The organism is Ruegeria sp. ANG-S4, from assembly GCF_000814005.1.
Lineage (GTDB): Bacteria > Pseudomonadota > Alphaproteobacteria > Rhodobacterales > Rhodobacteraceae > Ruegeria.
In genome coordinates this window covers 882852-908572 of record NZ_JWLK01000005.1, presented here as the reverse complement: position 1 = coordinate 908572, position 25721 = coordinate 882852, and the positions used below count along the sequence as shown (strand labels likewise).

Annotated in this window: 20 protein-coding genes and 1 riboswitch; of the genes, 16 read left to right on the top strand and 4 right to left on the bottom strand. The window is 58.3% G+C overall.

Annotated elements, in window-relative coordinates:
• The first annotated feature begins 9 nt into the window (after nucleotides 1-9).
• From RA28_RS17430 to RA28_RS17420, 3 genes are all read left to right on the top strand, one after another.
• Entirely contained in the window at nucleotides 10-789 is a 780-nt protein-coding gene (locus RA28_RS17430) for a VOC family protein (RefSeq protein WP_193747419.1), read from the top strand.
• A gap of 193 nt (nucleotides 790-982) precedes the next feature.
• Complete coding sequence (locus RA28_RS17425) at nucleotides 983-2821, top strand: amidohydrolase (protein WP_039531354.1); 1839 nt, start codon at nucleotides 983-985, stop codon at nucleotides 2819-2821.
• Nucleotides 2822-3008: 187 nt separating this feature from the next.
• Nucleotides 3009-3902 carry a DMT family transporter gene (locus tag RA28_RS17420; RefSeq protein ID WP_039531825.1) on the top strand — a complete coding sequence of 298 codons (894 nt, stop codon included), beginning with the start codon at nucleotides 3009-3011 and terminating at the stop codon, nucleotides 3900-3902.
• Between the two features lie 32 nt (nucleotides 3903-3934).
• Here the strand turns inward: RA28_RS17420 and RA28_RS17415 are convergent, their stop codons facing one another.
• On the bottom strand, nucleotides 3935-4624 hold the full coding sequence (locus tag RA28_RS17415; protein WP_039531352.1) for a glutathione S-transferase N-terminal domain-containing protein: 690 nt from the start codon (nucleotides 4622-4624) through the stop codon (nucleotides 3935-3937).
• Between the two features lie 23 nt (nucleotides 4625-4647).
• Nucleotides 4648-5625, bottom strand: a complete 978-nt coding sequence (locus RA28_RS17410; protein WP_241481155.1) for a DUF726 domain-containing protein — start codon at nucleotides 5623-5625, stop codon at nucleotides 4648-4650.
• Between the two features lie 91 nt (nucleotides 5626-5716).
• Nucleotides 5717-5794: riboswitch (SAM riboswitch) on the top strand.
• Between the two features lie 63 nt (nucleotides 5795-5857).
• Here RA28_RS17410 and metZ point away from each other — a divergent pair.
• The 5 genes from metZ (at nucleotide 5858) to RA28_RS17385 (ending at nucleotide 12462) form a co-directional block, all read left to right on the top strand.
• Nucleotides 5858-7048, top strand: coding sequence for an O-succinylhomoserine sulfhydrylase (gene metZ, locus RA28_RS17405; RefSeq protein WP_039531350.1), 1191 nt, complete (start codon nucleotides 5858-5860; stop codon nucleotides 7046-7048).
• 185 nt (nucleotides 7049-7233) lie between these two features.
• Nucleotides 7234-8337, top strand: a complete 1104-nt coding sequence (gene folE2 / locus RA28_RS17400; protein ID WP_039531347.1) for a GTP cyclohydrolase FolE2 — start codon at nucleotides 7234-7236, stop codon at nucleotides 8335-8337.
• 307 nt (nucleotides 8338-8644) lie between these two features.
• Complete coding sequence (locus RA28_RS17395) at nucleotides 8645-9385, top strand: hypothetical protein (protein ID WP_052261490.1); 741 nt, start codon at nucleotides 8645-8647, stop codon at nucleotides 9383-9385.
• 51 nt (nucleotides 9386-9436) lie between these two features.
• A complete protein-coding gene (locus RA28_RS17390; protein WP_039531344.1) occupies nucleotides 9437-10885 on the top strand; it encodes a TrkH family potassium uptake protein in 1449 nt (482 codons plus the stop codon).
• Complete coding sequence (locus RA28_RS17385; RefSeq protein WP_039531342.1) at nucleotides 10885-12462, top strand: thiamine pyrophosphate-binding protein; 1578 nt, start codon at nucleotides 10885-10887, stop codon at nucleotides 12460-12462. Before RA28_RS17390 ends, RA28_RS17385 begins: the two co-directional genes overlap by 1 nt.
• A gap of 71 nt (nucleotides 12463-12533) precedes the next feature.
• Here RA28_RS17385 and RA28_RS17380 read toward each other — a convergent pair whose 3' ends face one another.
• The gene (locus tag RA28_RS17380; protein WP_039531819.1) at nucleotides 12534-14264 is read right to left on the bottom strand and encodes a serine protease; all 1731 of its coding nucleotides are present in this window, start codon (nucleotides 14262-14264) and stop codon (nucleotides 12534-12536) included.
• Between the two features lie 204 nt (nucleotides 14265-14468).
• Between RA28_RS17380 and RA28_RS17375 the strand changes: the two genes are divergently transcribed.
• Nucleotides 14469-15398 carry a glycine--tRNA ligase subunit alpha gene (locus RA28_RS17375; protein WP_039531817.1) on the top strand — a complete coding sequence of 310 codons (930 nt, stop codon included), beginning with the start codon at nucleotides 14469-14471 and terminating at the stop codon, nucleotides 15396-15398.
• Between the two features lie 8 nt (nucleotides 15399-15406).
• Here the strand turns inward: RA28_RS17375 and RA28_RS17370 are convergent, their stop codons facing one another.
• Nucleotides 15407-16039: a MarC family protein gene (locus tag RA28_RS17370; RefSeq protein WP_039531340.1), complete on the bottom strand. Its 633-nt coding sequence runs from the start codon at nucleotides 16037-16039 to the stop codon at nucleotides 15407-15409.
• Between the two features lie 91 nt (nucleotides 16040-16130).
• On the opposite strand from RA28_RS17370, the gene RA28_RS17365 reads away from it, so the two are divergent.
• From RA28_RS17365 to folP, 7 genes are all read left to right on the top strand, one after another.
• Nucleotides 16131-16652 (top strand): DUF6446 family protein, encoded by a 522-nt coding sequence (locus RA28_RS17365; protein ID WP_039531338.1) that lies wholly within the window; start codon nucleotides 16131-16133, stop codon nucleotides 16650-16652.
• Nucleotides 16653-16659: 7 nt separating this feature from the next.
• Nucleotides 16660-17874 carry a sodium/glutamate symporter gene (gene gltS, locus RA28_RS17360; protein ID WP_039531335.1) on the top strand — a complete coding sequence of 405 codons (1215 nt, stop codon included), beginning with the start codon at nucleotides 16660-16662 and terminating at the stop codon, nucleotides 17872-17874.
• A gap of 9 nt (nucleotides 17875-17883) precedes the next feature.
• A complete protein-coding gene (gene glyS, locus RA28_RS17355; protein ID WP_039531332.1) occupies nucleotides 17884-20205 on the top strand; it encodes a glycine--tRNA ligase subunit beta in 2322 nt (773 codons plus the stop codon).
• A 68-nt stretch (nucleotides 20206-20273) separates the two neighbouring features.
• A complete protein-coding gene (locus tag RA28_RS17350) occupies nucleotides 20274-22835 on the top strand; it encodes a putative PEP-binding protein (protein WP_052261489.1) in 2562 nt (853 codons plus the stop codon).
• 188 nt (nucleotides 22836-23023) lie between these two features.
• Nucleotides 23024-23665, top strand: a complete 642-nt coding sequence (locus RA28_RS17345) for a cell wall hydrolase (RefSeq protein ID WP_039531330.1) — start codon at nucleotides 23024-23026, stop codon at nucleotides 23663-23665.
• A gap of 122 nt (nucleotides 23666-23787) precedes the next feature.
• A complete protein-coding gene (locus RA28_RS17340) occupies nucleotides 23788-24708 on the top strand; it encodes a dihydroneopterin aldolase (RefSeq protein WP_039531328.1) in 921 nt (306 codons plus the stop codon).
• On the top strand, nucleotides 24705-25703 hold the full coding sequence (gene folP / locus RA28_RS17335; protein WP_039531325.1) for a dihydropteroate synthase: 999 nt from the start codon (nucleotides 24705-24707) through the stop codon (nucleotides 25701-25703). Before RA28_RS17340 ends, folP begins: the two co-directional genes overlap by 4 nt.
• Nucleotides 25704-25721: the final 18 nt, after the last annotated feature.

Genomic DNA, 25721 nt, shown 5'->3' with positions numbered 1-25721 from the left:
TATGTCGGTGTGACGCGAACCATTGAAAGCCCCAAGCGCATGCCTTTTGGACACTTTATCTGGACTGATCTTTCCACGTATGACATGGCCGCCGCCCGGTCGGATTATACGGACCTGTTTGGCTGGTCGTTCGGTGGTTCCGACGACTATGACTTTGCACGCATGAACGGCCGGGATGTCGCAGCCGTGTTCCCAATGCCGCACCGATTGGCTCAAATGGACATGCCGTCTTTCTGGATGTCTTACGTGCACGTCGACGACCTGGACGGTCTGGTCGAGAAAGCAAAGCGGCACGACAACGTCATTATCGAGGTTTCGCCTCAGCCTTTCGACAGCCACTCGCGCATTGCGCTGGTGCGCGATCCGTCTGGTGCCGGGTTCACATTGTACCAAGGGCCGGAGTTGGGGGCTGACGGTTCCGGGCCCGGTCGAGTGCAGACGCGATTTCACCATTTGCCCGATATCGCTCTGATCAAGGACTTCTATGCCGACCTCTTCGGATGGGAATTTACGCCGAACGGCGCGGGTCCTTGGCCAACCTATGATGTCCTGCATCCGGACGGATCAAAGATCGCCATCATCGAGGAGGTGCCGGAGGCCGTGCGCGGAAAATTCCGCTATTGGATGCCCTGTTTTCGTGTGGATTCTGTCGAAGGGGCCGTGCGACGGATTTTGGCCCGAAAAGGGGGGCACAGTTTCGATCTTTCAGGTCGTCGCGCGTTGGTGTTCGACCGGCAGGGCGCGCATTTCATGGTCAGCGATGCAGAACTCGCGAACGCATCCCCATAAAATCAAACTATTGAGAATATCGGAACCCAAGCGTCGCAGGCGCGTCTCTGGCGTTGCGGGGGAGGAACGTGCGTTCGCAACTCAGATTGATCAGCAGAACGGTTGACGGTTCAAAGGCAGTTATATTCGCGAAGCTGCATAAATTTGTGTTAGGCTCAGGGGCATAACTGCGAAAAACCCAAGAGGTGTTTGGATGCGTCTTCTCTCACTTACCCTGCTTGCACTCGTGAATTTGCTGTCAGCAAGCGTCGTTCTTTCGCAGGAAATAGCGGATACGGTTTATTCCGGCGGTCCGATTTTGACGATCTCGGACGCAGCGCCGACTGTTGAAGCGGTGGCGGTCAAGGACGGGCGTATTCTGGCCGTGGGGACGCTGGACGATCTTATGGCGCATCAGGGCGAAGGAACACAGCAGTTTGACCTTGATGGGCGCGCCATGTTGCCTGGATTTGTTGACAGTCACGGGCACGTCGTGATGGGGGGATTGCAGGCACTGTCTGCGAATTTGCTTTCCCCGCCAGATGGTGACGTGACCGATGTCGCCAGTCTTCAGGCCACCCTGACCAAGTGGGCCGAGGAGAACTCGGAAGCTGTGGAACAGGTAAAGATGATCATAGGCTTTGGGTATGACAACGCGCAATTGGCCGAGCTTCGACATCCCAATCGTCAGGAATTGGATGCCGTGTCCAAGGATCTGCCGGTGGTGATCATTCACCAGTCAGGGCACCTTGGCGTGGCGAATTCAAAGGCGTTGGAAATCGCCGGGGTCACGGCAGAATCCGAGGCCCCGCCGGGTGGGGTGATACAACGGGATGAAAACGGCAACCCGAACGGCGTTTTGGAGGAGTATGCCTTCTTCGCCGTTCTGGTTCCCTTGCTGGGCGGTTTGGGCGATGAAGGTCTTGAGGAATTTGCCCGCGCCGGCAGTCAACTCTGGGCAAAATATGGATATACGACCGGGCAGGAAGGGCGGTCTTCCGGGCAGATTGTGGAGGCATTGAAAAAAGTTGCGGCCACGGGCGCGTTGCCAATTGACGTGGTTGCGTACCCTGATGTTTTGGAGTCGCGGAACTACATCGCGCAGAACGTTTCACTGGATTACACCGACGGCGTTCGGGTCGGCGGATGCAAGCTGACCATTGATGGCTCGCCCCAAGGGTTCACCGCGCTCAGAGATCGGCCGTATTACGATCCGGTCGGCACTTATCCGGCCGGATACGCCGGCTATGCCGCGATCACGATGGAGCAACTGCAGGACGCGGTAAATTGGTGCTACGAGAACGGGTTTCAAATTCTGGTCCATTCGAACGGCGAAGGCGCGTCGGACATGTTGATTGCCGCGCTGGAAGTCGCCCAGATGAAATACGGCGACCCCGGTAACCGGCCCGTTTTGATCCACGGCCAATTTCTGCGTGAGGATCAGGTGGCAAGTTACAAAAGATTGGGTGTGTTTCCGTCTGTTTTCCCAATGCACACATTCTATTGGGGTGACTGGCATCGGGATCACACGGTGGGTCCGGTTAATGGTGAAAACATCTCGCCCACTGGATGGATACGCGAGCGTGACATGATGTTTGGAACTCATCACGACGCGCCGGTTGCGTTTCCGAACAGCATGCGCGTGCTGGCCGCGACGGTGACTCGACGCACCCGTTCGGGTGACATTCTGGGCCCGCATCAGCGCGTTGATGTTCTGACCGCGCTCAAGGCCATGACGATCTGGCCGGCTTGGCAACATTTTGAAGAGGACAGCAAAGGATCAATCGAAGCCGGAAAACTGGCGGATTTTGTGATCCTGTCAGACGACCCAACGGCCATTGACCCTGAAACCCTTGCAGATGTTCGGGTTTTGGTGACCGTCAAAGGTGATGCCGTGGTCTATGAGGCAGATGAAAACGTCCGGGAGGGAAGTCTGCAATTCTCGCCATTTTCCACCGATCCCGTGACCGCGCATACGTTTTTACATGCGGTCTATCAGGGGATGGGGGTCGAACGGCCTTGGTTGACGACCCTGCCAACACCGCAGGAGTAGAGCGATCAGCGTGCTTGCGTATTTCAGGACTTGGGTTTGGTCTGCGGTCATGACGGACAGGCGGCTGTTCAGCTTTGGGTAAAGGTCACGTGGTCAAAGAGCCTATTGAAACTTACGTAGAAATCGGCGCTTGTGTCTCACTGGAGCTTTGAACCGCACGCTTGGACCGATGATGACCGCAACCCCAATGGATCGACCGCTTTTGGCCGCTGGCCTGATGATAAGCGCAATGGCGGTGATTGGCGTGATCGACAACTACATCGCTCCCTTGGCGCAACATATCGGCCTGTGGCAATTTCACCTGACGCGGGCGGCATTCGCTTGGCCGATGGTGGCGATTCTGCCGCTGTTCGGATTGGGCAGTTTGATCCCGGTTCGCCTTTGGGCTGTAGCGCTGCGCAGCCTGCTGGTTGCCATTTCAATGCTTTTCTACTTTTCGGCGCTGGCTATGATGCCGATTGCGCAGGCATTGGCAGGGTTGTTCACGTCGCCGATCTTTATCCTGCTGATCACGGCGGGCGTAATGCGACAACGCATTGGGATCTGGCGCATTCTGGCGGTTGCTGTTGGGTTTACGGGCATAATCCTCGTGCTGCAGCCGAACCCGTCAGAGTTTGACATGAAGGTCCTGATCCCGGTCTGTGCCGGCTTTTTCTACGCTTTGGGCGCGATTGCCACGCGAAGCCTTTGCGCAGGGGAAAGCACTGTTGCAATGCTGGCGGGTATGTGGATCACACTGGGCGCATTGGGTGGGATCGGCACAGTTTCTTTGATGATCTGGCCGATGTGGCAACCCGGAGACGAGGTTCTTTTTGTAACCCGGCCGTGGGTCTGGCCAATGTGGGATGCCTTGCCGTTGATCCTGTTGCAAGCCGTCGGTTCGGTCTGCGCGGTGTTCATGATCATCAAATCATATCAATTGGGCGAGCCGTCATATGTCTCGGTTTTCGAGTATTCGGTGATGATCTTCGGCCCGTTCTTTGCCTGGATCGTGTTCGGGCAGCCAGTGGGCGGATGGCAAATCCTGGGGATCATCTTTATCGCATCTGCGGGTGCAATTATCGCATTGCGATCACGTTAGAGCGGTTGGAAGGTTCATCGCTATGCCGGCAACTAGCGTTTGAACAACACCGACTGAGCTTGTTTGTCCCGATGATCTCCGCGCAAGTCTGCGTGCAGGGCCCGCCCGGCCTGAACTCCGGGGCGCGCGCTGACCGCTTCGAGCCAGCGGGTAAAATGGGGTTTGTCTTCCAGTACCTGCTGCTGACCTTCCCACAGGCTGGCCCAGCCCCAGATCGAGATGTCAGCAATCGAATAGAAGTCGCCCGCGACATATTCGTTTTCAGCCAACCGCCGGTCCAGAACGCCGTATAGCCGTCCCACCTCCGAGCGGTACCGGTCTTTGGGGTAGGGCAGATCCTGAGGCGGATCCAGTTGCGGCGCGTATTTCAGGAAATGATGCGCCTGACCTGCCATCGGCCCAACCCCACCCATCTGCCACATCAACCACTCTTCGACGGCGATCCGGTCCCGCTCGGTTTTGCCGTAGAAGCGCCCGGTTTTGCGGGCAAGGTACATCAGGATTGCCCCGCTTTCGAAGACAGAAACCGGCGCACCATCCGGACCGTCGGGGTCAACGATCGCCGGCATTCGGTTGTTGGGTGAGATTTTTAGGAATTCGGGATCGAACTGATCGCCTTTACCGATGTTGATCAAATGGGTTTTGTAGGGCAATTCCATCTCTTCAAGCGCGATGGAGGCCTTCCAGCCATTTGGTGTCGGCCAGAAATAGAGATCAATCATGACGGCTCCTCAGTTTGAGCAGATCATGAGGCTTTCTGTACAAACGGCAAGTGGTGTTGCGACCGGGGCAAGGCAAAAAGTCGTGACCAACGCCGGGCGGATCGCTCTGGTATGCCATTTTGCAAAGCAGGCAGCGTCAGCCGATCGTGATGGCGCAGCAATGCGTTGTAGACACGCAAAACACCCGGTCGGGTGTAACTGGACCAATGACATATCCTTCGCTGGGGATCGCCGACGGGAAACACCAAACGCGACAGATGATCGAGGGTGCGCGGGCAGTCGAGTTGAAGCGTTATTGCGTTGGAAGCATGCAGGCCTGATCCGATGCATCGATCACCGCGTTTCGGCGGGCGGATCACCCACTCGAACAGGAAATCGAAAAGATCGTTTTCGCGGCTGGTGATGTTGATGAACTCTGCCAAACGCCCGGCAGGCGTGCTCAGCGCCTGCAAGGCCCGGCTTTGATACGCAGCACCCGTCATGGAGATGATGCGGCTTAGCGCGCCGGGTCTGAGGTGATGCAAGGCTTCCAGTACCAACTCGGTTCCCATGGAGTGACCGATGAAGTGGATCGGTCGACTGGGGCGCATCCGATGCACATCATGGATCAGATCCGCAAGCGCACGTCCGGCTTCAAGGGCACGACGATGTGCCGACCACAAGGGGCCTTGCGCGTTCCAGCCAAAGGCGATGCCAAGACCTTCGTCTTCAAACCCCGAGCCGTAGCCCAATTGCTTTGGCCAACTGGGACTGTACGTGCTGTACGAGGTGCCGTGCAGCGACAGGATGTGACGATGCGGGCATGCATTGATGGCATCAGGGCGATACTTGTACCCGTGGGTCATGATGATCACAGGCCCCTGGGTTTGGTGTGCTTGTCTCAAGGCGCTGCTGGGCGGGCGGGTGCTTTGGTGCAGGGCGTATGTGTCGCCGATGGCGTTGATCCGAACAACTGGCACGATTTCTGCCTCACACAAGATATTGTGGCGCCGATCTGTCATACCGCTATGACGCTGAGGTGAAAGGAAGGTTACAGAACCGTGACACGACCCCCGGCAGGGTTGACGCGCCCGCGCGTGAGGCGTATGCGCAACATCAATACGTGGCGATTTGTAACCGGATTGCGGGCCACGCTAAACAACACCGCTAAAAGGTCAGGATGAAAGACCCCTTTCGCTTGGCCGCGTCTGGGGTTTTTTGTTTGCCTCCGATCCCGAGGCTGAAAGGAATGACATGAGCGAGAGCTGGAACAAACGCACGCAAGCGGTCCACGGCGGTATCCGTCGCAGTCAGTACAATGAGGTCAGCGAGGCGATCTATCTGACCCAGGGCTTTGTTTATGAATCCGCGGAACAGGCCGAGGCGCGTTTTCTGGAATGCGGCCCGGATGAATTCATTTACGCCCGCTACGGCAACCCCACAGTTTCGATGTTCGAACAGCGGATCGCAGCGCTGGAGGGTGCCGAGGACGCTTTTGCAACTGCCTCTGGCATGGCGGCAGTGAATGGTGCGCTGGTTTCGATGCTCAAAGCCGGCGATCACGTTGTTTCGGCCAAGGCGCTGTTCGGCTCGTGTCTGTACATTCTCGAGAACATTCTGACCCGCTATGGTGTTGATGTCACTTTTGTCGACGGCACCGATCTGGCGCAATGGGAGGCAGCCATTCGTCCCGAAACCAAGGCGGTGTTTTTCGAATCCATGTCGAACCCGACGCTGGAGGTGATTGATATATCAGCCGTTTCCAAGCTGGCGCATGCGGTTGGCGCAACGGTGATCGTCGATAACGTCTTTTCCACGCCTGTTTTTTCGCGCGCGATCGAGCAGGGCGCGGATGTTGTCGTGTACTCGGCAACCAAGCATATCGACGGTCAAGGCCGTGCTTTGGGCGGGGTGATCATCGGCACCAAGGAATTTATACGCGGTACGGTCGAGCCTTACCTTAAGCATACCGGCGGTGCGCTCAGTCCGTTTAACGCCTGGATCATGCTGAAGGGCCTTGAAACGATCGCGCTGCGGGTCAATGCGCAGGCCGAAACCGCGCAGGCTTTGTCCGAGGCGCTTGAAGGGCACGACGCGTTGGAGCGCACGCTTTATCCCGGGTTGAAAACCCACGCCCAGAACGCTTTGGTTCAGTCACAGCTTGGCGGCAAGGGCGGAACGGTTCTGTCACTGGATATCAAAGGCGGTAAGGAGGCTGCTTTTGCGTTTCTGAATGCACTTACGATCCCTGTGATTTCCAACAATTTAGGGGATGCCAAATCCATTGCGACGCACCCCGCAACAACGACGCATCAGCGCCTTAGCGACGATCAAAAAGTCGAACTGGGTATTACACCCGGCCTCATCCGCTTCTCGGTCGGTTTGGAAGATGCGTCAGACCTTCTGGCCGACATTCAGCAGGCTCTGACCGCATCGCAGAAATAGGGCAAAGACCGCCGCGCGCACCAAAACCTGCGGCGGTTTGCAAGGCGGCGCACGCGGCCTGACGCCGAAGCGACAGATTTGCGCAGATTTTTTCAATCCGGTCAGGTATCTTACGCGTATTCGAGGGGACTGGCATCAAATGCAAAACCGCTTATAGTCCGGCGGCGATACAAGGAACCCGGCGTATGAACGTACATCCACGCACATTGGACGAGACACCTGACCGTGACGAAGCTGAGGCCGCGCTTAAGGTCTTGCGAAGGTGGGCCACCACGGCGTCGGATATGGAAATCAGTCAGCTTGATCCGGCGGTTGCGCGTTTGATACCTGGCCTTGCGCCGGCCAATTACCCCGCATTGTCGCGTGAATACCCGGAAGGATTCCGGGTGGACGACGCTTACAAGTCCGATCTCCCTGATTTGCAGAACGGTCCCTCCAGCCTGATCCGCGGGGCAAAACAACAGATTCAGCATGTCGGTATTTCCAACTTTCGCCTGCCGATTCGGTTTCATCGCAAGCGGGGCGAGGACGTTGTTCTGGAAACATCGGTGACTGGTTCTGTCAGTCTTGAGGCCGAGAAGAAGGGCATCAACATGTCCCGGATCATGCGGTCTTTCTACAAACATGCGGAAAGCACCTTTAGCTTCGAGGTTATGGAAGCCGCGCTGAATGACTATATGTCGGACCTCGACAGTCTTGATGCGCGTATCCAGATGCGGTTCTCGTTTCCGGATCGGGTCGAAAGCCTGCGGTCAGGCCTGTCCGGGTATCAGTACTATGATATCGCGTTGGAATTGGTCGAGCAGGGCGGCGAACGGCTGAAGATCATGCATCTCGATTACGTCTATTCCTCAACGTGTCCGTGTTCGCTGGAACTGAGCGAGCATGCGCGTGCGTCACGCGGCCAACTTGCAACGCCGCATTCGCAGCGTTCGGTCGCGCGGCTATCGGTTGTTGTCGATTGTGATGCCGATTGCCTGTGGTTCGAGGACCTTATTGCCCTGTGCCGCCGCGCGGTGCCAACCGAAACGCAGGTTATGGTCAAGCGCGAGGACGAACAGGCCTTTGCGGAATTGAATGCAGCCAACCCGATCTTCGTTGAAGACGCCGTGCGACTGTTCTGTGCCGAGCTTCAGGCCGATCACCATGTGGGTGATTTCCGCGTGATTGCGAGTCATCAGGAAAGCCTGCACAGCCACGACGCGATTTCGATTCTGACCGAAGGTCCGACCTTTGAAACCGCCAGCGTCGACCCGCGTTTGTTCGCCACGCTTTTCCACGTTGGCTGACAGGCCAGCGGAAGCGATTGGAATCCGGCTAAATTTTCAGCGATTGGCGTAAAATTGCCGCATTGCAGCAGGAATTGCTGCAACTGCGCCAAATCTGGCGTATTACTGGGCCGAGTGCAGCCGCTGTACCACGGAAACCTGAACTTACGACCAAGACCCACGACGACATTCCAAGGTGCAGCCTGAAAGGAAGCCGGTACGTGCAAGGCCCTGGACCGCGACTTTGTGAAACCGCCCGCAGGATCGGGACGGGCAGGGTGCTTTTCTCTTTTCTCCCGCTGCATCGTTTTTACAGGAGAAACACGCAATGAACCCTATTTCACAACCGCTCGAGCTTCAGGCCGCAGCTTTCCGCGTCGCGGGATATGCTTTCGTCAGTCAAATGAAAATCATGCAGATCATGGCACGTTCTGCCATCGAATTGCCGATGGCACCGGTGCACGCGCTGCATGCCGCTGCTGCCGAGCCCGCGCCGGTCAAACCGAAACCCGTAGCGCGAAAAGCGCCTGTAAAGGCGAAACCCGCCGCACCCAAAGCCAAAACGGTGGCAGCGCCCAAACCCAAGGCTGCGCCGGCGCCTAAAGTTGCAGCAGCGCCAAAACCAAAAGCGGCCGATGCACCCAAGCCCAAAGTGGCGCCCAAGGCAAAAGCTGCGCCCAAGCCTAAGGCCGCAGTTGCGGTCGCGAAGCCAAAAGCGCCTGCGGCAAAGCCAAAAACAACTGTCGCGAAAACCACGCCGACGCGCAAAGCGGCCCCCAAACCTAAGGCGCAGGCGGCATCGCCGGCGGCCAAGGCCGTTGCTGCGGCCAAAACTGCGGCTGCCGCAAAAACAGCTGCTAAACCCGCGCAATCGCAACCGAAAACGGCGCCAAAGCCAAGCACGCAGACCGCGCAGAAAGCGGCACCTGCTAAGGCGGTTCAGCCGACTGTGGCCAAGCCAGCGGAAACAGTTCAGGCCGCGCCGGAAGTCAAGGCGCCCGCTCGTAAAACCCGTGCTCCGTCCAAACCTCCGGCAATGCCGACACAGACCGCGAAAACCGAGGACTAATCCAAGCCTGCTGCTTGACACTGCCGGGTCGCCAAGCCAACCCTGCCGGGGATGATGGACTTTCGCCCGGTCGGATATGTGATTGGCCTGCTGGTCGCCATTCTTGGGGCGACCATGCTTCTGCCTATGCTTGCGGACCTGATCGAGGGCCGGGGAGAATGGCACGTTTTCCTTGAAAGCGCAGTCATTACGATGCTCACCGGCGCTGTTTTGGCGATCAGTTGCTCCAACGGCGTGGGTGAGGGGCTGACCATTCGGCAGACCTTTCTGCTGACCACGGGCGTCTGGGTCGCGCTGCCTGTCTTTGGCGCGATCCCCTTCCTGTTCGGCGAGACCGAGTTGCGGTTTGTCGATGCGTATTTTGAGGCCATGTCGGGCCTGACAACAACTGGCTCGACCGTGATTTCCGGCCTGGATGATCTTCCGCGGGGCCTGTTGCTGTGGCGCGGCCTTCTGCAGTGGTTGGGCGGTATCGGCATCATTGTCGTCGCGATGGTGTTCCTGCCCGAACTGCGCGTGGGTGGTATGCAGATCTTCCGATCGGAAGGCTTTGAAACCATGGGGAAAATCCTGCCCCGCGCACAAGAGATTGCAGGTCAGATTTCGTTGATCTACGTGTTTCTTACCGTGGTTTGCGCGCTGGTATACGCCGGGTTGGGGATGAGTTTTTTCGATGCAGTCGTGCATTCCTTCACCACCATCTCGACCGGTGGGTTCTCAAACTATGATGCGTCGTTTGGTACGTTCTCCGGGACTGCTGAATACGCGGCATCCGTTTTCATGATCCTCGCGGCGCTGCCATTTGTGCGGTATGTACAACTGGCGAACGGTCAGAGCTTTTCTTTGCTGCACGACAGCCAAATCCGCGCCTTTCTGGCGACGATTCTGGTGTTGGTTGTGGTCATGACGGTGTTTCTGACATCCGTGTTTCCGCACCATTGGGAACAGGCGTTTCGGGAGTCATTGTTCAACATCACCTCGATCATTTCGGGCACGGGTTATGCCAGTGTCGATTATATGGGCTGGGGTGGATTTCCGATCATGGTGTTCTTTTTGATCGGGCTTATCGGGGGGTGCGCCGGATCAACCGCCTGTTCGATCAAGATCTTCCGCTATCAACTTTTGATCGCATCCATCAAGACGCAGATCAACCGGATCAGAACACCGCATGGCGTGTTTGTCCCAACCTATGACGGACGCCCGATAAGCCGCGATGTTCTGACTTCGGTCATGAGCTTTTTCATGTTCTTCGTCTTGTCCATGGGTGTTTTGTCCTGGGCGCTGGCCTTGACGGGGTTGGATTTTATCACCGCCGTGTCCGGGGCTGCGACGGCGCTGGCCAATGTGGGACCCGGGCTGGGCGATCAGATCGGTCCGGCGGGGAACTTTGCAGGGCTCAACGATACCGCCAAATGGATGCTGACGATCGGCATGTTGGTCGGGCGGTTGGAGCTGTTGGCTGTTTACGCAATCTTTACGGTCCAATTCTGGAGAGGATAATGAAAAGACCCCTTGGCGCGCAAATCTCTCACGCGCTGAAAGAGCGCGGCGTGGATGTCATATTCGGCATTCCCGGCGTGCATAACCAAGAGATGTATCGTGGCATCGAAGAGGCCGGAATCACACATGTCCTGGCCCGGAATGAGCAGGGCGCGGGATTCATGGCGGATGGCTACGCACGCGCGAGCGGCAAACCGGGTGTTGCCTATGTCATCACCGGGCCCGGGCTGTGCAACATCATGACACCCATGGGGCAGGCCTACAGCGACTCGGTTCCGATGCTTGTTTTCTCATCCTGTCTTGATGAGGCGCAGGCACAACGTGGACAACTTCATCAGATGAAGGATCAGCGCGCTGCGGCGGATTGTGTCGCGGACTGGTCCTGTCAGGCCAACACGGCGCAGGCAGCTTATGGATTGATCGAACGCGCGTTTGAAGAGTTTGAACTGTCGCGCCCCAGGACCAAGCACATTCAGGTTCCCATCGCGCAGCTTGAGGCCGAGGCCGATCCGGCACCGTTTCCGAACCAACCGGCGCTGCACAACAAGTGCCTGCCGCCGGACGTCGCCCCAATCATGTCATTGCTGAACATCGCGAAACGTCCCCTGTTCATTCTGGGTGGCGGTGCGCGATCCAATTTGTGGCGTCAAATCCTGACACAGTTGGGGGCGGCGTGTTTCACAACTTATGCCGGACGCGGTATGGCAGGTGTTGGTTATGCTCTGGATTTCGGAGCAATGCTGCCAAGGCCAAGCAGTTCGGAAATGATCGCGTCAGCCGATCTGGTAATTGCCGTCGGTACGGAATTGGCCGAGGTGGATTTGTGGCGCACGGACCTTGGGCATTCTGCAAATCTAATCCGCGTGGACCTGGACCCCGAGGTGTTGTCGGACCGCCATCGCGCCGCAGTCAAGCTGCAGGCCGATGGTGAAAGCTTTGCGCGTGCTTTGCTTGCGGCCGCCGATCAGGTCCAGCCGGCGACCGGCTGGTCACCTGAAGAGGTGGCGCAGGCCCGCGCGCGTTGGCGGGCCGAGGTTGACGCTGAGCGCCCGGGCATTGTTCCGGTCATTGACGCACTGCGTGCCGCGATGCCGGTCGACACGATGATCTACTCCGACATGACCCAGTTTGCCTATGTCGCGAAAGAGATTTGGGACATGGCGCACCCTTATCATTGGCACCATCCGACGGGCTTCGGCACTCTGGGCTACGCGATGCCCGCTGGTGTCGGTGGGGCAGTGGCGCGGCGCGGCAAGCCGACTGCTGTGATTGTGGGAGATTCCGGCTTTCAATACACGCTGCCGGAACTGGGAACCGCAGTTGAATTGCGGTTGCCGCTTCCGATTATCCTTTGGGACAACGGCAAGCTGAAAGAGATCGAGGACAGTATGGTGCGCAGCCAGATCGCGCCGAATGCAGTTGTGGCGCGTAACCCGGACTTTGGCAAACTCGCCGAGGCTTATGGGGCGCGATCAGCTGCTCCGGAAAATCTGGATGAGTTGCAAACAGCAGTTCGCGATGCATTTGATGCCCCCGCGCCGACACTGATCAGGGTGACGCCAGATATCTCAGGGTGACGCCAGGTATCGTCTGAAACAAAAAAAACGGCGCTGCTGGTGGCAGCGCCGTTCCCATTTTGGTCTGAACATCAATCCCAACAGTGAACCAAAACCGTCATGCCTGTCGCGCGGCGGCTAAGTTCATTTGGCGAGATGTCTGCCGTACCCTGACCGGGCTGTCCGGCCACGCCGGCTTTGCCAAGGATCTCTGTCAGGCGGTCTACGTTGGCCGCAAGGCTGACGCTGGCGGGTAGGCTGCGCCCCTCTGCGGGTGTTGGCAGCAGCATTCCGATCACATTGCCGCTGACATCAAACACCGGACCACCGGCGTCACCGGGTTGTGTCGATAGCGTCAGGCGCTTCACGCCGTTTTCCCCATTAAGTCCGCGAATATCCGCGACTTGCCCAAAGCTCAGGGTAGGAGCACCCAAGGCGCCCTGATAGGAAAAGCCGGAAACGGCAACATCAGACTGGATACGCGGTTGTTCCGAACTGAATTCGGCGACGCTGATGGGGCTTAGCGCTCGGGTTGGGCGCAAGACTGCGACGCCAAGATCGGTATCCGCCCAAGCCACCTGCACCTCTTGATCGCTGTCCAGTGTGATACGCGAGCAATTGTCGGCCGCCTCAGCCACCGTAAGAACTGAGCCTCCGGTGTCGGCAAAGAAACCCGAGCGGGACAGGCGCGGTTTGCGAACCTGCAAGCCGGAAATGAGGTCGATGCTTTGCTCTGCATCGGCACCCGCACCGTCGTCCAGTACCCCCTCGGTCGCTTCAAAACTCGACCGCATCGCCGCAAGAACCCGTGCCCGGCGGGCATCGTCGCCTTCGGGCCAGACCAGCGTGAAGCCTTTGATCTTTCCGTCTTTCAGTGCGGCTTGCGTAAATGATACGATACCATTTCCGTGCCCTTCGATCGTGAAGCTGTTGCCTCTCAACTCTCTTGGGCCATTCAATGGAACGATTTCGAGGGACTGCATCACATCATAAAGTGCGCGCAACGTGGCCGGAGAGCCTTCCTGACTGATGAGCAACGCTTTTGCGTCCAGATCCGTTGTGGCTTTGAAATGGGCAAACGGCGCTTCATACCGGTCAAAGGCCAAAGCTTCGAGCGGTAGGTCCACTGTTATCCCGGCGTCGGTGTCGGTGTAACGCCCCATGCCAACACTGATCAACGGCGCGTTATAGTCATCCATCAATGCCTTGCGTTGCAAGGTCGTCAAAACGCCGGTGGCTTCGTAGCCGTTGAATCGCTGCCATTCCTGCATGGACCGGCGCGTTCCTGCGCCAAAGGCGCCATCAATCGTCGAGGCGTAAAACCCTGCTGCCTGCAGGGCGGTCTGAAGGTCCTTGCGTTCTTGTGCCGTCAGCAGGCGTTCCCCGCGCAGGGCTTCGGCCCGTGTTTCCTGTGACGGCTGAAGTGTTGTGCTCGCCTGCGGTTGCTCTTGTGGTTCGACCGGGGTGGCGACGGCCGGACGGTCGAGAATGTTCACACCAACCGGCCAGAACTGCTGATTGAACGAGTTGGCGAACGCGATGTAGCTGTCCGCAGGAATCTGACGCTCGGCTCTGTAAACGCGAAGGACTTGTTCCGCATCCGAGCGCAAATAAGGTCCGATAACAATGGCATACCAGCCGCTGTTCAGGCGGAACCCGCTAACGTCCGGCAGGTTGCTGGCGTAGGCTTGCGCCCGTTCCTGCGCTTCGCGCAGTGATGGCTGCGCTTCGACCTGGACCCAAACGCCCTGATCCTGCTGTGCGCTGACTGCGCGCAAGCCAAGAAAGAAAATCAAAAGAAATACCGAAAATACACGTGTCATTGTCTGCCCGTTTCGCAGTGTTTTGTCTTTCGCGCACAATACGCGATAGGACTGGTGGAACGCCATGCCCGGATGAAGTGGATTCGACAGTGTGGCGGCACAGTGACAGCGCGTGGGCAATGGCCCGTTGACGCCCCTTTGCCCCTTGCATAGGAAGGGCGAAACCGACCGGAACCGGGCGCGATGGTGCCCAGAGGAAATGTCATGACCGAACCGTCCAGCGCACCGCGATCCTTTCAGGAAATTATTCTGCGTCTTCAGACCTATTGGGCGTCCAAGGGCTGTGCGATTCTGCAACCTTACGACATGGAAGTTGGGGCAGGGACGTTCCATCCGGCCACGACGTTGCGTGCACTGGGCTCCAAGGCGTGGGCCGCGGCTTACGTGCAACCTTCGCGCCGCCCTACGGACGGACGGTATGGTGAAAACCCAAATCGCCTGCAGCACTACTATCAGTATCAGGTTCTGATCAAGCCAAGCCCCCCGGACCTTCAAGAGCTCTACCTGGGGTCGCTTGAGGCTATCGGCATCGATATGGAGCTGCACGACATCCGATTTGTCGAAGATGACTGGGAAAGCCCGACGCTGGGCGCCTGGGGTCTGGGTTGGGAGGTCTGGTGTGACGGGATGGAAGTCAGCCAATTCACCTATTTCCAGCAGGTTGGGGGCCACGACTGCACACCGGTTTCAGGCGAGCTGACCTATGGGCTTGAACGCCTCGCGATGTATGTGCTGGGTATCGATCATGTCATGGACATGCCGTTCAACGATCCACAATCGCCCAGCCCGCTGACTTATGGCGATGTTTTCAAGCAAACCGAAGAAGAATACGCCCGTTGGAACTTTGACGTCGCGAACACCGAGGTTCTGTTGCGTCATTTCGAAGAGGCCGAGGCCGAATGCGCCGCGATTCTCGCGCAGGAGCATGACGACCCGAAGACCGGCAAGCGTATCATCATGGCGCACCCCGCATATGATCAGTGCATCAAGGCCTCGCATATCTTTAACCTGCTGGACGCACGCGGGGTTATCTCGGTGACCGAGCGCCAAGCCTATATCGGGCGTGTTCGCGCACTGGCAAAGCAATGTGCCGACGCATTTGTTCAGACCGAGGCCGCCGGGCACGCGGCCTGATGCGATCCTTAGGCCAGTCCGGGCAGCAAGACTTTCAAGCCAGCGGCAATCATACCAATTGCGATTGCCGAGAGGATCATGCCCATAAAACGGCTCATGATCACGCGGGCGTTCTCGGACAGACGTTTGGAAATGGCCGACGCGTTCCAGAACGTCACAAACAAAAGCAGAAGAACGATCAGGAAAACGCCTGCGTAAACAACCGTATCAACGGCGCTTTTGATGTGATGTGCATACAGGATCAGGGTTGTGATCGTTCCGGGCCCGACGAGGATTGGAAACGCAAGTGGGTAAAAGGCGACGGTGTCGGGTTCGGGGTAGGACTCGCGTTCGCCCTGCGTGCCGTGGTGCGACGTACTTTGGTTGCCGTTCAGCATGTTAAGGCCGATCATCAGGACAACCAGCCCACCTGCAACGCGCAAGTCATCGACACTGATGCCAAAAAGGCCCAGCGTTTGATTGCCGATCGCCGCGAATGCGCCGCCAAGGATCAGGCAATAGACCGCTGTTTTTGCAGCAACTTTCCGTTGATCCGCAGGCGACAAGCCGTCGGTGACGCTCAGGAAAACCGGCAAATTGGTGATCGGATTCATGATCGCAAACAGCGCACCGAAGAATCCTACGGCAAGGGTCGTGTCCATTCCAAAAGTCTCGTTTGGCCCTGTAATCCATTGGAACCTGTCCTATTTTCATCAATCTTGAAAGAGGCATCGTGAGCGGGAAGGAAAGACTATGACAGGAAAGCTGCTTGCGATCATTCTTTTGGTCTCGGCTTTGGCGGCCGGGATCGGCATGTATTATTTGCAGATCTACGGTTTCTACTACGAGGTTGAGCCGAATGCGGGGCAGGACGTTGTGCTGATCGAACAAGGCAGCGAAGATCCGACTCCCATCCGATACAGCGACTTTCAGGCGATAGACGCAGACAGCTCTCCGATCCGGTACCGGGCATGCTTCGCGACCGATCTACGACCTGATGACCTGCGCACGTATCTGCGGGTCGAGGATGCAGAGCCGCTGACAGCGCCGGGTTGGTTCGACTGTTTTGATGCGGCTGATCTGGCGGACGCGCTGAAATCCGGCGCGGCGCAAGCCTTCATGGGCATCAAAAACGTCCATTATGGCGTCGACCGCATTGTCGCGGTTACTCAAGACGGAAAAGGGTTTGCGTGGCACGAACTGAACAATTGCGGCGAAAAAGCCTATGACGGCACGGTGGTGGGCGAGGAGTGCCCGCCGCGACCGCAGGATTGATGCCCAGATGACGGCCGTGACAGTGCATATTCCGGACTTCTTGACCGCAACCTTGGGGTTTGCGGTTTATCTGCTGGGGGCCGAGATCAACGCGCGAGTCGCTAAACTGCGGCAGTTCAACATCCCTGAACCGGTCAGCGGTGGGTTGCTGGCGTCAATTTTCGTGCTGCTTCTGTATCTGGCGTTCGATGTCGAATTGTCGTTCGGGTTAAGTGCACGTGACTTTCTTTTGGTCGTATTCTTTGCCGGTATCGGTTTGAATGCGCGCATATCTGATTTAATCGCGGGCGGTAAGCCGCTGTTTTTGCTTTTGATCCTGACGCTTGTCACGATCGTCGCGCAAAACGTGGTTGGCGCATTTGGGGCGTCGTTGTTCGGTTATCCGGCGCAGGCCGGCGTCCTGTTTGGCTCAGCCTCGCTTATCGGGGGGCATGGGACCGCCATCGCCTGGGCTCCCGAGGTTGCAGAGGCGACCGGGTTGGAAGGCGCGACCGAGCTTGGCGTGGCCGTCGCCACTCTTGGTTTGGTGTTGGCCGCACTGATTGGCGGGCCAATTGCCCGGTATCTGGTCGAAGGTCGAAACCTCAGCCCCGCGCGACCGGATGAAGAGCATACGATTGGTGTTCCCAACGATCCGAGCGAGGCGGATTCCAAGATTGATCACCTGACGATCATGCGCGTGCTGTTGTACCTGAACCTCGCCATCATAACCGGGTATCTTCTGAGCGAAGTGATCAGTGCCGCAGGGCTAAAACTGCCCTTGTTCGTGCCCTGCCTGATCATGGGGATCATCATCGCCAATGTGCGCAGCACGCTTGCACCCAAGGCTCCGCCCGTGTCTCGGACGCCTTCTTTGGCGCTGATTTCCGAGTTTTCGCTGGGCGCGTTTCTTGCGATGTCGTTGATGAGCCTGCAGCTTTGGACGATAGCGGAACTTGGGCTTGCCATTGTCGTGATCATGACGGCGCAAACACTGTTTGCACTGGTTTTCGTGATCTGGGTGCTTTTCCCTGTCATGGGCAGCAACTACCGCGCCGCCGTGCTGGCCGCCGGCTTTGGTGGTTTTGCGCTTGGCGCGACGCCGACCGCGATTGCGAATATGACCGCCGTGACCAAGCGATATGGCCCGTCGCCTATTGCCTTTATCGTGCTGCCCCTTGTATCCGCCTTCTTTGTGGATATCGCCAATGCGATCGTCATTCAGACGATTGTCAATTTCTAAGGACTGAAAATGCCCGACCTGCTGATCGAATTGTTTTCCGAGGAAATTCCCGCGCGGATGCAAGCCCGCGCCGGTGAAGACCTGAAAAAGCGGATCACCGATGGTTTGGTCGAGGGCGGTTTGACCTATGCCTCGGCTGCTGCGTTGACGACCCCGCGCCGTCTGACGCTGGCGATTGAGGGGCTGTTGGCGGAAAGCCCCACGATCCGCGAGGAACGCAAGGGGCCCAAGGTCGGCGCGCCGGACAAGGCCATCGAAGGGTTTCTGCGCGGCGCTGGCCTGACCCGCGACCAGCTTGAGGAACGCGAGACGCCCAAGGGCGCGGTGTATTTTGCGACCATCGAAAAGCCCGGTCGCCCGGCGGCGGACATCGTGGCCGAGGTGCTTGAGGCGACGATCCGCACCTTTCCCTGGCCCAAATCGATGCGCTGGGGCAGTGGCGCGATGCGGTGGGTGCGGCCCCTGCATTCGATCCTGTGCCTGCTGAGCGACGAGGCGGGCGCCAAGGTGGTGCCGCTTGAGGTTGAAGGGATCAAATCCGGCGATACGACCGAGGGCCATCGTTTCATGGCCCCGAACCGCTTTGCCGTTACTTCGTTCGAGGATTACGCCGCCAAGCTGAAACGCGCCTTCGTGGTGCTGTCGCCCGAGGAACGGGCCGAGCATATCTGGAACGACGCCCAGAACCTCGCCTTTGCGGCGGGACTGGAGGTGGTCGACGACAAGGGCCTGCTGGCCGAGGTTGCCGGTCTGGTCGAGTGGCCTGTCGTGCTGATGGGGCAGATCGACACCGAATTCCTCGATTTGCCGCCCGAGGTTTTGCAGACCTCGATGAAAGAGCATCAGAAGTTCTTTTCGGTCCGCAATCCCAAGACGGGGCGGATTGAACGCTTCATCACCGTTGCCAACCGTGAGACGGCGGATAATGGCGCGACCATTCTGGCGGGGAACCAGAAGGTGCTGTCGGCGCGTCTGGCAGACGCGAAGTTCTTCTGGGAGAACGACCTGCGCGTCGCCAAATCGGACATCACCCAATGGACCCGCGCGTTGGAGAATGTGACCTTCCACAACAAGCTGGGCACGCAAGCCGAGCGCATCGACCGCATTGCCGCGCTGGCCCGCGAACTGGCCCCGGTGGTTGGCGCAGATGCCGATCAGGCCGAGAAAGCCGCGCGTCTGGCCAAGGCTGATCTGAGTTCCGAGATGGTCTATGAATTCCCGGAACTTCAAGGGCTTATGGGGCGGTATTACATCGAAGCGGCGGGTGAGGACGCCGCCGTGGCCGCCGTGGCGCAGGAGCATTACTCGCCGCTGGGTCCGTCAGATGACGTGCCGACTGCACCGCTGTCTGTGACCGTGGCGCTGGCGGATAAGCTGGACACGCTGACCGGGTTTTGGGCGATTGATGAGAAGCCGACCGGGTCGAAAGACCCGTTTGCGCTGCGTCGGGCGGCGTTGGGGGTTATTCGGTTGGTTTTGGAGAACCATATTTCTATTGATTTGATTGACACAGTAAATTGGAAAATTTGGAACGAGCTTTCCAGTTTCGACAATCTACACAACTCAATCGTGGCTTTGGGGCCTATTCGTGCTGGAACGGCTGAAGACGGAGAGGGATATATCGATGTTTTAGGTCGCGATTACAGACATATTCGTTCTCCTGAATCGCTGGATGAAATATCGCTAGTGGGTGAAGAAGTAGAGTTTGGCCTCTTAGATGCCGACCTCCACGGAGATAGCGGGTTTGAGACAATAGGTGTCATGGAAACCATGAGACTAGGTTTTAAGGACTTTCGTGGTGCTGCCATCGACCTCCTCTCCTTCTTCCACGACCGCCTCAAGGTCTTCCTGCGCGAAGAGGGCATTCGCCATGACATCATTGACGCCTGTATCGCGATGGACGGCAATGACGACCTCAACCTGCTGGTCAAACGCGCCCGTGCTCTGAACGCGGTGATTGCGACCGAGGATGGCGAAAACCTCGTGCAGGGGTTCAAGCGCGCCAATAATATTCTGACGCAGGCCGAGGAGAAGGACGGGGTCGAATACTCCTATGGTGCAGAGATCAAGTTTGCGGAAACGGACAGCGAAAAGGCTCTGTTCGAGGCGCTGGATGCGGCCAAGGCCCAGATTGACCCGGCGTTGGAGGCTGAGGATTTCCCGGCGGCGATGTCTGCGATGGCGGGGCTGCGCGGTCCGGTGGATGCGTTTTTCGAGGATGTGCAGGTCAACACCGACAATGACATCCTGCGCCGCAATCGCCTGAACCTGTTGAACCAGATCCGTCAGGTCTGTTCCAGCGTGGCCGATCTGAGCAGAATCGAGGGCTGAGCGCGTCGGCGCGGGTTCAGCCCTGCCCATAACGCCCTTGCGCAAGGGGCGCAGGTGCCTATGCTGCGGTGAAACCAAAAGGTGCCGCAGTGCAGAATAACCCGCATACAACGCTTATCGCAGCTGACGCCCCGGTTGCCGCCGATACCCATGGCGGCCGGGCGAAGTGCCTGCAACGACTGGTGCGACTGGACATGCCAGTCCCCCGGACGGTTGCTTTGTCCTTTGACGCGGTGCTGCAGATCGCCAAGGGCCAGATGCCCGACATGTCCGGTATCCTCGAGCAGTTTGATCCTTCGACGCTGCTATGCGTGCGGCCCAGCTCTCAGGACCCGGATTGGGGTGGTCCGGGGGCGGTCTTGAACATCGGTATGAATGATGCGCGTTATCTGGACCTGTCCGGCGAAATGGGGGCCGACGCAGCAGCGGCGCTGTACCTGCGATTTGTGCAAAGCTATGCAATGCATGTGGCGCGCCTGGACCCGGATGTGTTCGACGACATCGAGGCGGATGGCCGCGAGGGCCTGAGCCTTTCGTTGCGTGCCTACGAAGATGAAACGGATGAAGCCTTTCCGCAGGATCGCGGCGAGCAATTGATTGCCGTGCTCCGGTCCATGGCGCGGGCCTGGGATGGAACCTCGGCACGTCTTTTGCGACAGGCCAAGGGCGCACCCGCGGACGCAGGGCTTGGGCTTGTGATCCAGGAGATGGTGCCGGGCGTCGGTCAGGGCGAATGTGGTTCTGGCGTTTTGCAGTTGGTTGATCCCACCACCGGAATGCCGCAGATCACCGGACGCTACCTGAGCCAAAGTCAGGGCCGGGATGCCTTGGGTGAGGGCGTTTCGGCGCTCTATCTGGAAAAGGATCCGCGCGGCAGGTCGCTGGAGGATGTGGCCCCTGACGCATTTGCTGATCTCAAGGCGCACGCTGCCTTGATGCGCGAGCGGCTGCGCGAAGAAATGCAGGTCGAATTCGTCATCGAGAATGGACATGTGCACATTTTGGATGGCGTTCGGGTGCAGCGTGGTTCGCGCGCGGCGATGCGCATTGCGGTCAGGCTGGCCGAAGACGGGATCATACCGCATCAAGAGGCGGTCATGCGGATCGACCCGCACTCGTTAAACGAACTGCTGCACCGGCAGGTCCACCCGGATTCCAAGCGGGACGTGCTGACAACCGGGATTGCCGCAAGCCCCGGTGCCGCGACGGGACGTGTCGTCTTTACCGCCGCCGAGGCTCAGGCGAGTGCCGCGCGGGGTGAACCCTGTGTTCTGGTTCGGCGCGAGACGTCGCCCGAGGATGTGCGCGGAATGCACGCCGCCGTCGCCGTTCTGACGGAAAAAGGCGGTATGACAAGCCACGCAGCCGTGATCGGGCGCGGTCTTGGTTTGCCCTGCATCGTTGGCGCATCCGAGATGCGGTTCCAAACCAAGAAGAAGCTGTTGACTGCCCCTGATGGTCGCGTGTTCAAGACCGGCGACATTCTGACCATTGACGGGTCTTCAGGCCAGGTATTGGCGGGTCAGCCCGCGATGCTTGAGGCGGCGCTGGATGATTGTTTTCAAACGCTTATGTCGTGGGCGGATGCCGAACGGGACATCGCGATCCGCGCAAACGCCGATACGCCCGCCGACGCACAAACGGCGCGCAACTTTCAGGCGCAAGGGATCGGATTGTGCCGGACCGAGCATATGTTCTTTGATCCCGGTCGTCTGACAGTGATGCGCGAGATGATTTTTGCACAGACCCCATCGGGTCGCGCCGCTGTGCTGGAGCGTCTGTTGCCGATGCAGCGGCAGGATTTCGTACAACTCTTCCGCATCATGGAAGGGAAGCCGGTCTGTATCCGCCTGTTTGATCCGCCCTTGCACGAGTTCCTTCCGACCACACGCACCGGTCAGCGTGAATTGGCCGAAGCGCTGGACCTGCCGGTTTCCGACGTCGAACGCCGTGTCGATTCGATGAGCGAATACAACCCGATGTTGGGTCTGCGCGGCGTCCGTCTGGGCGTGACCGTGCCGGAGATTTACGACATGCAGGCCCGTGCAATCTTTGAGGCCACGCTTGAGGCCAGCAAAGACGGCGCCGCCGTTGTGCCCGAAGTGATGATCCCGCTGGTCTCGGCCAAGCGCGAGGTTGAACTGGTCAAGGCCCGCATCGATTCGGTCGCAGCCGAGGTCGCCTCGGAGCAGGGGCAGGAGATCAATTACAGGCTGGGGGTCATGGTGGAAACGCCGCGCGCCTGTATGCGGGCGGGTGAGATCGCGCCGCACTGTTCGTTTTTGAGTTTCGGGACCAATGACTTGACCCAGATGACCTATGGCCTGTCTCGGGATGATGCGGGGCGGTTCATGTCTGCCTACGTACGTTTGGGTGTTTTCAACGAAGATCCGTTTCACGTGCTTGATGCGGATGGAGTCGGAGAGTTGCTGAAACTTGGAGCCGAACGCGGGCGCGAGACCCAATCGGACGTGACGCTATCGGTCTGTGGCGAGCATGGCGGCAACCCCGAATCAATCGCCATCTGTCGGGCCCTTGGTTTCGACTATGTCTCATGTTCACCCTTCCGAGTCCCGGTCGCTCGGCTGTCTGCCGCTCAACTGGCGATTTCCTCCAAACTTGGGGGTTGACTTAGGCCCATAGCCCTAGAAATAGTGGGTTTGGGATGGATTGGTGGTCAAAGTTTTTTGACTGCCTGCGCAAGATTCCTCTTGCGTTTTCCACAAAACTGGACGTTTGCCCTCGTATCGGGTATCAGCCTCCTCGCGCCCGCCGGGGGAGGGTTTGGCGCGTTTGTGTGCCTGTGCGAGGTTATCTGATGAAACGCTACATAGTGGCTGTTGCCTTAACGGCGGCAACCGTGCTGCCGAGTCTGTCCTCTGCCGAGAGGCAGGATGTCGAAACTACGAAAAATGAACTGGTTGCCCGGAACGAATTGCCGGCACAAAGCTTTCGCGACTATCTGAAACTGTTCAAGCCGCGCAAGACGCCTGAACCGATCGAAATGTCCTACACCAAAGCCTGGCTGGACCAGCAGCCCAAGGCGACAGGGGACGAACATTTTCGCTGTCTGGCGGAAGCGTTGTACTTTGAGGCGCGCGGAGAAAGCATCCGCGGCCAGTTTGCCGTCGCCGAAGTGATCCTGAACCGGGTCAGCAGCGCGCGTTTTCCGAATTCTCTGTGTGGGGTGATCAATCAGGGCACAGGCAAAAAATACCAGTGTCAGTTCACTTACACCTGTGATGGCAAGAAAGAAGTCATCCACGAAAAACGCGCGTACGAGCGCGTGTCGAAGGTTGCCCGCGCCGCAATCGACGGTGTCGCGGATGAAATGACGGCCGGTGCGACCCACTATCACACCAAGGCGGTTCGCCCGTCCTGGTCGCGTGTCTACAAAGAAACCGCGCGTATCGGTGTTCACATTTTCTATCGCCACAACTACCGGACGGCCAGCAACTGACGGATGCCCGGATCACACGTGTGCGCCGCATTCGACGGGTAGAATGGCGTTTGTCGCGATGTTATAGGCCCATTGGACATCTACACTGGATGGACCATACACGTTGGCGAAGGGCCTGACCTATGAGTTCTGAAATCCGCCTTGCCTTTGCGCACCCGTCCGAACGCTCTGAGGCGACGGCGGCGCGTGGGCCGTTGGACCGAATTTCGCTGCGCGATCACATCGTCGATGTCGAGATCGGTGCGTTTCAAGCCGAGCGCGGCACGACGCAGCGTATCTGCTTCAACATCGTAGTCGAGGTACGCCCGCTGACCGATCCAATCGACGATGATGTGGATCGCATCCTGTCCTATGATCGTGTGACTGAAGCGATCGCTTTTGAACTGGCCGCCGAACGGTTGAACCTTTTGGAGACGCTGGCGGACCGCGTGGCCGAGCGTATCTTGCTTGAGCCGCAGGCTGTAAGAGCCTTCGTTCGCATAGAAAAACTGGATCGTGGCCCAGGCGCGTTAGGGGTCGAAATTGTACGCGGCAAAGACGCGGTCCATGCCGATGTGATGGAAGAAGAACGCCCGCATCCGCGCCTCGTGTTCCTGTCAAATGCAGCCATTGCGTCGCCCAATCTGACCGGTTGGATTGACCAGCTTGAGAATCGACAACGCCCTCTGATCCTGTGCGTGGGTGCTGCGGATATGCAGGTCTCGCAGACGGGTCATTCGATGACCCAACGTCGGATTGACCTGTTGGCGATTGAGCAAAACGCATGGGTGTTGGCGGCGCGGGATCACCGCTGCGTTGTCGTCTCGACGCGGACCGAACTGGATTGGGCGATGAAAAATGGCCAGATTTGCGTTTGGGCGCCGTCCAAGATCGTTCTGGACGCTGTGGATGGCCCGTCAGCAGCCCCGTCCGACGCGGTTGCATTGGCAGCGTGGTTCGCAGCTACATTTGAAGCCAGCGAAATGCTTGTGATTGGCGGCGAACTGCCCGATGCGCCCAAAACGCCACTGCGCGCCGTTTCGGTAGAACAGGCCAGACTGTGACCGCATACTACCGACCGCTTGTTCAGCACGGGACAAACAAACCGGCAGGGGCGGTTCCACTGGCGGGGCAGGAATTATGGTTCGCACATGTCGAAGCTCTTGAGCGCAGCGGTTCTGTTGAAATCGTTCCTGTTCAAGAGGTTCCGGAGGCATCTTTAACCAGATTGACAGCTCCGCGCGCGCCCATTGCCGGTCTGGATATGACGCAGCCGCAAATCATGGGCATCCTGAATGCAACACCTGATAGCTTTTCGGACGGTGGCGTGCACAACTCGGTCGACGCAGCACGGATTGCCGCGAAGCACATGGTCGCGCATGGGGCGACCATTCTGGATATCGGCGGGGAATCGACGCGACCCGGCGCTGCGTTTGTGCCAGCAAACGAGGAAATCGAACGGACGCAACCATTGATCCGAGCCATTCGGGCTGAAACGGATGCGCTGATCTCGATCGATACGCGAAAAGTTGCCGTTGCAAAGGTGGCGCACGAAGCCGGCGCGGGCCTGATCAATGACGTATCCGGGTTCACGTATGACGCGCAACTTGCGCCATTCTGTGCAGAAATCAAGGCGCCGGTCTGCGTGATGCACATGCAGGGCGACCCGTCGACCATGCAGGACGATCCGAAATACGACAACGTCTTACTGGACGTTTACGATTTTCTGGAAGGACAGATCGAAAAGCTGGAAGCGCTTGGTCTGCCGCGCGAATTGATCGTCGTCGACCCCGGTATCGGGTTTGGCAAGAATGAAGCGCACAACTTGGAATTGTTGAGGAATCTCAGCCTGTTTCACGGGTTGGGTTGTCCAATCTTGCTGGGGGTTTCGCGCAAGGGATTTATCGGGCAGATCGGAAAAGAGCCGCGAAAAGACGCCCGTGCGCCGGGATCCATTGCCGTTGCGCTGTCGGGTTTGTCGCAAGGCGTGCAAATCATTCGAGTGCATGACGTGGCCGAAACCGCTCAGGCCTTGCGCCTGTGGGCCGCAGTCCGGTAGTTCATTCTGGTAGAGACG